At 67.8% G+C, this 7,409-nt stretch carries 8 protein-coding genes; 2 read left to right on the plus strand and 6 right to left on the minus strand.

What is annotated here, in order from left to right; genetic code table 11:
* Positions 1 to 69: 69 nt before the first annotated feature.
* Both NBV68_RS15885 and NBV68_RS15890 read right to left on the minus strand, forming a co-directional pair.
* Positions 70 to 1,023 carry a hypothetical protein gene (locus NBV68_RS15885; protein WP_296311584.1) on the minus strand — a complete coding sequence of 318 codons (954 nt, stop codon included), beginning with the start codon at positions 1,021 to 1,023 and terminating at the stop codon, positions 70 to 72.
* 1 nt (position 1,024) lies between these two features.
* The gene (locus NBV68_RS15890; protein ID WP_296311586.1) at positions 1,025 to 2,038 is read right to left on the minus strand and encodes a nitronate monooxygenase; all 1,014 of its coding nucleotides are present in this window, start codon (positions 2,036 to 2,038) and stop codon (positions 1,025 to 1,027) included.
* 247 nt (positions 2,039 to 2,285) lie between these two features.
* Here NBV68_RS15890 and NBV68_RS15895 point away from each other — a divergent pair, with 247 nt between their 5' ends.
* Positions 2,286 to 2,615, plus strand: a complete 330-nt coding sequence (locus NBV68_RS15895; protein WP_296311588.1) for a UrcA family protein — start codon at positions 2,286 to 2,288, stop codon at positions 2,613 to 2,615.
* 63 nt (positions 2,616 to 2,678) lie between these two features.
* Here the strand turns inward: NBV68_RS15895 and purT are convergent, their stop codons facing one another.
* The 3 genes from purT to NBV68_RS15910 form a co-directional block, all read right to left on the minus strand.
* Positions 2,679 to 3,851: a formate-dependent phosphoribosylglycinamide formyltransferase gene (purT, locus tag NBV68_RS15900; protein ID WP_296311591.1), complete on the minus strand. Its 1,173-nt coding sequence runs from the start codon at positions 3,849 to 3,851 to the stop codon at positions 2,679 to 2,681.
* 95 nt (positions 3,852 to 3,946) lie between these two features.
* Positions 3,947 to 4,867: a sensor domain-containing diguanylate cyclase gene (locus tag NBV68_RS15905; protein ID WP_296311593.1), complete on the minus strand. Its 921-nt coding sequence runs from the start codon at positions 4,865 to 4,867 to the stop codon at positions 3,947 to 3,949.
* 270 nt (positions 4,868 to 5,137) lie between these two features.
* Complete coding sequence (locus tag NBV68_RS15910) at positions 5,138 to 5,854, minus strand: helix-turn-helix transcriptional regulator (protein ID WP_296311597.1); 717 nt, start codon at positions 5,852 to 5,854, stop codon at positions 5,138 to 5,140.
* Positions 5,855 to 5,995: 141 nt separating this feature from the next.
* On the opposite strand from NBV68_RS15910, the gene NBV68_RS15915 reads away from it, so the two are divergent.
* Positions 5,996 to 6,931, plus strand: coding sequence for a hypothetical protein (locus tag NBV68_RS15915; RefSeq protein ID WP_296311600.1), 936 nt, complete (start codon positions 5,996 to 5,998; stop codon positions 6,929 to 6,931).
* Here NBV68_RS15915 and NBV68_RS15920 read toward each other — a convergent pair.
* The coding region (locus tag NBV68_RS15920; RefSeq protein ID WP_296311603.1) for an ACT domain-containing protein at positions 6,907 to 7,409 on the minus strand (503 nt) is incomplete at its 5' end. The genes NBV68_RS15915 and NBV68_RS15920 overlap by 25 nt on opposite strands.

Here is a 7,409-nt window from a genome sequence, read left to right on the forward strand (position 1 = left end):
GTGACCCGCGCGGTGATGCCGGGCCGGTCGGGACAGGCGAGGGTGAGGACGAGGGGGGTCGTCATGGTATCATTCATTCCCTGCCAAGAGCTGGTCGATGTGCCAGCGCTGCCACTGGCTGTCTTCGATGAGGTGCAGCCACGGCCCGCGACCATGCATGTCGGGCAGGCGGCGCTCGGTGTCGCGGCCCGTTTGGAGGTTGCCCTGAGCGATTACGCACGCTTCGCCCTGTTCGATGCGCAGCAGCGTGAAGGGGATGCGGTCGCGATCATAGCTGCCGATGGTGACGACATGCACGCCGCGCACCGCCAGCGCGCGCACGCCGCTGAGGTCAGTGGCACAATAGTGCCCTGCGCCGCTGCGCTCCAGCCGCAGTATCGGAAAACCCATATAGGTGCAGGCCCAGGCCGCGCCGTCCGTGACGTTGAGCACATAGCAATCGGCGATCCCGCCATAGTCCGGGCTGGGCGGCGCTTCGGCAAGGCAGGTGCCAGCCAGATCGAAGGCGGCCAGCCCGGCGCTGCTCGGCGGCCATTCCCGGCCGGGATAGCTCCAGTCGCTGTTGCCAAAGATCCCTTCGTCAAACCAGCCGCACCACACTGTACCGTCCGCATCGAACTGCACATGCTCGATCCCGTCGCCGAGCCGCAGCGTGCCGGTCACCCGGCCCTCGGCATCGATCAGGCGGGCATCGTCGGCAGCGTCGCGCCGCCGGGAACTGGCCACCAGCCAGCGTCCGTCGGGGCAGCGGTCAAACCTGGGGTAGGGGGTGCCGAGATCGAAGCCGACCGCGCGCACCGCGCTGTCACCGTCATACACCCAGATTTCGGCCCTGGCGCGCCGGGCGAGGGCGTCGGGATCGCCCGCCCGTTGCCCGAACCGCCGCTTGGCAAACTCCCGCTCGATATCCTGGTCAGCCAGCAGCAGCGCAATTCTGCCATCGGCTAGGGGCGATGCCGCCAGCCGGTGCCAGCCCTCAGGCGGCGCGGGCAGCGCACAGGCGAGCGACGGCGGCGGCACCATGCTACTTCGCCAGCGCCGCCTCGCATTGCGCCATCAGCTCGGCGATGATGTCGGCTGCGGGTTCTTCCCTGGTGACCATGCCGACCGACTGCCCGGCCATCACAGAGCCGTTCTCGACATCGCCCTCGATCACTGCGCGGCGCAGCGCTCCGGCCCAGAAGTGTTCGATCTGGAGCTGTGCTTCGAGCATGTCGACTTCGCCCGCATCCAGAAGGGCGGCGACTTCGCGCTGCTTGGCGGTGAATTCCTCGGTGCCCTTGTTCTTCAGGGCGCGCACCGGGATCACCGGCAGGCGCGGGTCGACCTGCACGGATGCGATGGCTTCGCGGGCCGAGGCGCGGAAGAAGGCCTTCTTGAAATCGGGGTGGGCGATGCTTTCGGTCGCGCAGGCAAACCGCGTGCCCAATTGCACTCCCGCCGCGCCCATTTCGAGGTAGCTGGCAATCGCCTCGCCCCGGCCGATGCCGCCGGCGACGAAGATCAGGTGTTCTTCGGCGAGAGCGGGGAGGATCTCCTGCGCCAGCACCGAGGTCGAGACCGGACCGATATGCCCGCCCGCTTCCATCCCCTCGATCACCAAGGCGTCCGCGCCCGAGCGCAGCAGCTTCTTCGCCAGCGCGAGGGTGGGCGCGAAGCAGATCACCTTGATTCCGCTGTCATCGGCCTTGATCGCCTCGACGCTGCCCTTGGGCGGGATGCCGCCCGCCAGCACCACATGGGTGACGCCATGCTTGCGGCACACCGCGATCAGATCGAACAGCGCGGGGTGCATGGTGATGAGGTTGACGCCGAAGGGCGCGCTCGTGAGCGCCTTGGTCGCGGCGATCTCGGTGTCGAGCAGTTCCGGGGTCATCGCTCCGCAGGCGATCACGCCGAAGCCGCCCGCGTTGGAGATGGCGGCGACGAGGTTGCGCTCGGACACCCAGCTCATCGCCCCGCACAGGATTGCGGTCTCGCAGCCGAGGAATTGCGTGCCGCGCTGCATGCGCGCGGCGGTCTTGGGGTAGGTTTCCATGGGAGCGGCGATTAGGCGCTGGCGGGCCGCACCGCAAGCGGGCGTGCATGACAGTCGTATGGCATAGGTGGCGCTTGCGAGTCTGTCGCGTGACAGCCTTATGATTGCTTCATAACGAAACTTTCTTTCAAGCGACCGCAAGGTGTAATCAAACGCTGCCAGAGGCGGCGCGTCAGCCGGGCCTCTCCTCTCCCCCTGTTCCGGCTGACACTTTTTTGACGGACTTAAACGCAAAGGAACTCCCGCCATGCTCATGCGCATCGTCCTGCCCGCCCTGGCGCTCGCCGCCGCCACCCCCGCTCTCGCCCAGCCGGCCAGCGTTGCCGTGCCCTATGGCGATCTGGATCTCACCAAGGACGCCGGCCGCAAGGCGCTCGACGCCCGCATCACCCGCGCCGCCAACCGCCTGTGCGGCACCGTCGGTGCGCGCGATCTGGTGCGCATCGCCGCGCATAAGGCCTGCATCGCCGAAGCGCGCGCCTCGGCCGCGCCGCAGGTCGAGCTTGCCCTGAATGCTGCAAATGCCCGCCGCGTGGCGGTGCGGTCGACCAAGCTGGCGGTGTTCGCCGGGCTCTGATCGTAGCCCGGCGCCAGCCTCGCATGGGCGGCCGCGCGGGAGGGCGCGGCCGCCCTTTTCGCGTCAGTCGTAGACGATCCGCACTGCGCCCGCCGCCGCCTTGGCGAGGTCCACCGCCGCGGGCGCATCGCCTGCGCGGGCGAGCGCGACGCCCATGCGGCGGAAAGGCCGGGTGACGGGCTTGCCGAAGATCCGCACATCGGTATCGCCCAGCGCCAGCGCATCGGCGAGGCCCTCGAAGGCGAAGCGCTCGCTCTCGCGGTCGGCGAGGATCACCGCCGAGGCGGCGGGGCGAGCGGCGATTTCGGCGGGCACCGGCAGGCCGAGAATGGCGCGGGCGTGGAGATCGAATTCGGTGAGGTCCTGGCTGACCAGCGTCACCATCCCGGTGTCATGCGGGCGCGGCGAGAGTTCGGAGAAGATCACCTCCTCCCCCTTCACGAAGAACTCGACGCCGTAGAGACCCCAGCCGCGCCCCTCGCCCTGCAGCGCCATGACGACCTTGGCGGCCATGTCCTGCGCGCTGGCGAGCGCGGCGGGGGACATGGCGGCGGGCTGCCAGCTCTCGCGATAGTCGCCGCGCTCCTGCCGGTGGCCGATCGGCGGGCAGAAGCTGATGCCACCCTTGTGGCGCACGGTCAGCAGCGTGATCTCGTAATCGAAGTCGATGAACTGCTCGGCGATCACCCGCGCCCGGTCGCCGCGCATGTTTGCGACGGCGTAATCCCATGCGGCCTCGAGCGCTTGCGGATCGTCGACCTTGCTCTGGCCCTTGCCCGATGAGGACATGACCGGTTTCATCACCAGCGGATAGCCGATCCGCGCCGCCACTTCGCGCGCTCCGGCAAGGCTTTCCGCATAGCCGTATTGCGAGGTGACGAGGCCCAGCTCCCCCGCCGCCAGATCGCGGATCGCATCGCGGTTCATGGTCAGCTGTGCGGCGCGGGCGGAGGGGACGACGCGGAAGCCCTCCTGCTCCAGATCGGCGAGCACTTCGGTGCGGATCGCTTCGATCTCGGGGACGATGAGGTCGGGCTGGTGGCGGATCACCGCCGCCCGCAGCGCCTCGCCATCGAGCATCGAGAACACCTCACGCGCATCGGCGAGCTGCATGGCGGGGGCGTTGTCGTAGCTGTCACAGGCGATCACCGCTGCGCCGAGGCGCTTGGCAGAGATGACGAATTCGCGGCCCAGCTCGCCCGAACCGAGCAGCAGGATGGTGGCAATGTGGCTCATGCGGGCGGTTTAGCCGCCCTGCGCGCCAAGTCCAGATTCTCTGCTTTCGGCCACCAATCGGGGGGTCTGTGTCACGCGCCAGCGCGATCGCAAAATCAAGCCGCGCGCCGATGCCCCGCCGCCGCGACCTGCCGCCCGCCGCCCGCGCGCGCCAGCACAAGACCCAGTTCCGCCTCGCGCAGCGTCCAGTCGACGGTGCATTCGGTCCGCGCCAGCCCGGCGCTCGCGGTCAGGTGCGGGGCCTTGGCGGAAGCAGGCGCGGCGAGCCCGGCGAAGGTCTCGATCACGTCCTCGACCCATTCGCGCGCGGCCCTTGCGGTCATGTCGGGGAGCAGCACCGCGAAACGCTCGCCATCGAGTTGCGCGAGCTCGTGCCCGGGAAGCGCCATGGTCTCGAGAAACTTGGCGAAGCCCCACAGCACCTCGTCGGCGGTGCGCTGGCCGTAGCGCAGCAGCAGCGCGCGCATGTTGTCGACCGCGAAGACCGCGACCATCTGCCCGCCGCCGCGCGCGAGGTGACGGCGCAAACTCGCGCAGAAGGCGGTGCGGTTGGCGAGCCCGGTGAGCGGATCGGTGACCGCGCGGGCGTGCAGCTCGCCTTCGAGGCTGCGCAGTTGCTGGACCGAGCGCATCAGGCACATCGCCCCGTCAGGCGTGCCGCCCGCGTCGCACATCGGCTTGAGGGTGAGCGCATACCAGCGCGGGAAATGCGCCTCATAGGCGGTGCCTCGGTCGGTGCAGAGGGCCACCGGAAATTCGATCCAGCCGATCTGCGTGCAGCCCTGGAGGCCGCGTGTCACATGCTCGCCGAGGAAGGCGGCATGATCGCGCGCGGCCAGATCGGTGATGTGCGGCGGCAGCAGCGCGGCGGTGAGATCCGATCCCAGCTCGGCGATACTGGCAGAGGCATGGACGATGAAGCCATGCCGATCGAGCCTGATCACGATATCGCCGGACGTTTCTTCCAGCATACCATGCAGAACATGGCCTTCGACCTCGCTTAAACCAATTCTCATCCCAATAGTGCCCCAGCGGTCCAACGATGAATTCGCCAACTCGCTTCTAGTCAGATTTACTTGATAACTAAATTGAGACGACTGAAAGAAAACAATCCCCTGTTTTCCCGAAGACAAGACAATTTTTTCGTTAGCTAAGTAAAGTTACTTGACTAAAAAACGAATCACCTCCGGATTTCGTTTACCATATTTTTCCATTGGGACAGGCCATCCAATACGTATTGGGCGCAGTAGGTAGGGTCTTCTAGCTGCGGGAACCCGGGCCGGGGGTCACAGCTCGATCATGATCCGGACCGATTCGGGCGTGGTGCCGCAGGCCTCGGCGATGCGCGCGCGGCAATCGGCGATCACGCCCTCGATCTCGCGCGAGGCCGGGGCGGCGGCAAGCATTTCGGGATCGACCCCCAGCGCCGCGGCGATCGCGTCAAGCCGTTCGGGCAACGGGCGGGCCTTGCCCTTCTCCCACGCCCACACGGTCGGCTTGCTGACGCCCAAGGCAGCCGCAACATCGGCGAGCGTAAGCCCCGCCTCGCGCCGCAGCCGGTTGAGCCGCGTGCCGAGCCCTTCGCCGGGCGCTGCGCCGGCCGGCAGCGGCCCGCCCGCGGGCGCGGTGCCTTGGGGGCGTGTCGGCACCCCGGGGGCAAAACCCTGGAGCTGCGCGGCGGCGAGTGCGGCGGCGGTGAGCGGGGCGGCGAAGGCGCAGCCGTAGAGATTCTCCGAACGCCACACCACCGCGGCGATCACCGCGCCCGCCTCGGGCAGATCGAGCGCGAGCTGCTCGCCCTCGACCAGCTCCAGCGCGGTCTCGAGCAGCAGACCCGCGGCCGAGATGTTGTGGATCGTGACATTCGCAGCCAGACGGTCCGGGCCGGCACCGGCAAAGAAACCGCTGGTCTCGAGCCACAGCGCCCGGCGCGGGGCACCGCGCTGGTTGCCTTCGGCAAGGGTGGAGATGGGCTGCTGATCGAGGTGGGCCTTGATGGCCATGACACATGGGGCTCCGGGCTCGGGAATGAGCCCACGCACAGTCCGGCCGATTTTCCTAAGATGCAGTCACCCGGATTGGTTAATTCGGACGTATCGGGCTATCTTTCAGCTAACAGGTAGCGGCAGGGGCAGGGGCAGGCGATGAAGCGGGCGGTGATCGTGACGGGCGTGCTGGCGCTGCTGGCGCTGCTGCTGGCCCGGACCGCCAGCGCGGCGGTGGTGATGTTCCCGCCGCTCTGGCCCCTGATGCTGGCGCCGACCGCGTTTCTCTATCTTGCAGGCACATGGGCGGTGAGCGCGCTTCTGCCGATCCGGCGGGTGTGGCTGGCGCGCGGCGTGGCGCTGGGGATCGTGGTGGGGGTAGCGTGCCTTGCCGTGCTGCCCTTGCGCCTTGCCGCTATCGCGGAGTTCGAGGCGCAGGCGCAGATAACCGACATCATGCCCCATACCCCGATCGTGCTGACGGGTAATGTCTGGATCGAGGAGGGCTATGCCTTCACCACCCGCGTGTGTGACGACCTGTGCCTCACCGTGCTCGATCTCGATAGGGTGACATCGGTGACGGTGGCCGATCCGGACGGAGCGACAACCTTCCGGCTGGTTCCGGCTGCGAAAGCCGATCCCGCCGCTGTGGCTGCGCCGCGCGACCCCGGTGGATTTGTCGCATGGGGCGGCAGTGGGGGCGATAGCGGCAAAGTGAACGCCCATTGGCAGGCACGCCTCGCCGGGCCGGAGCGGCTGGTGCGCGGCGATCCTCCGCCCCGCGCCAACGTCACCTATCGTCTCGCCGCGCGGGAAGTCCGGCGCGGGGACACGATCATCGCGCGCTGGGCCAACGCCGTCATGAGTGTGCCGATCATTCCGCCGATGCTGGGGATGTCGTTCTCGGGCGCAGACAGCGGCTTTGCCGCCGGGCCGCTAACCCTCGCCTACGAGCTGCGCGAGGCCGGGCCGTTCCGGGACAGCCTACATCCCTATGCCTTTTTCGGTGCGGTGCTGGCACTGAAGAATTACGACGGCCTCCCCGATCCGCCCTCCGATCAGATCCCCGGTCAGTCGGCGGCGTCCAGCCCATAGGCGGTGTGCAACACGCGCACGGCAAGCTCGGTTTCGTCCTCGTCGATCATCACGCTGATCTTGATCTCGCTGGTCGAGATCGCCTGGATATTGATGCCCCGGTCGCTCAATGCGCGGAACATGCTCGAGGCGACCCCCGCGTGGCTCTTCATGCCCACGCCCACGACAGAAATCTTGGCGATCTTGCTGTCGGTGATGATGCGGTTGAAGCCGATCTCGCCGCGGCGGTCCTCGAGCAGCGCCTGCGCGCGGGCGAGGTCCGATTGCGGCACGGTGAAGGTCACGTCGGTCTCGCCCTTGTCGCGGCCGACGTTCTGGATGATCATGTCGACATTGATCGAGGCCGCGGCGAGCGGTTCGAAGATGTTCGCCACCGCGCCCGGGCGGTCAGGCACGCGGGTGAGGATCACCTTGGCCTCGTTCTTGTCATGCGCGATGCCGGTCACAAGCTGGCGTTCCATCAGGCCCTTCTCCACCA

The organism is Erythrobacter sp., from assembly GCF_023653175.1.
Taxonomy (GTDB): Bacteria; Pseudomonadota; Alphaproteobacteria; order Sphingomonadales; family Sphingomonadaceae; genus Erythrobacter.

Bases quoted from the DNA above. Each gene is read 5' to 3' on its own strand.
- NBV68_RS15885 (WP_296311584.1), bottom strand. From the start codon at position 1,023: ATGGTGCCGCCGCCGTCGCTCGCCTGTGCGCTGCCCGCGCCGCCTGAG.
- NBV68_RS15910 (WP_296311597.1), bottom strand. From the start codon at position 5,854: ATGGCCATCAAGGCCCACCTCGATCAGCAGCCCATCTCCACCCTTGCC.
- NBV68_RS15905 (WP_296311593.1), bottom strand. From the start codon at position 4,867: ATGAGAATTGGTTTAAGCGAGGTCGAAGGCCATGTTCTGCATGGTATG.
- NBV68_RS15890 (WP_296311586.1), bottom strand. From the start codon at position 2,038: ATGGAAACCTACCCCAAGACCGCCGCGCGCATGCAGCGCGGCACGCAA.
- NBV68_RS15895 (WP_296311588.1), top strand. From the start codon at position 2,286: ATGCTCATGCGCATCGTCCTGCCCGCCCTGGCGCTCGCCGCCGCCACC.
- NBV68_RS15915 (WP_296311600.1), top strand. From the start codon at position 5,996: ATGAAGCGGGCGGTGATCGTGACGGGCGTGCTGGCGCTGCTGGCGCTG.
- purT (WP_296311591.1), bottom strand. From the start codon at position 3,851: ATGAGCCACATTGCCACCATCCTGCTGCTCGGTTCGGGCGAGCTGGGC.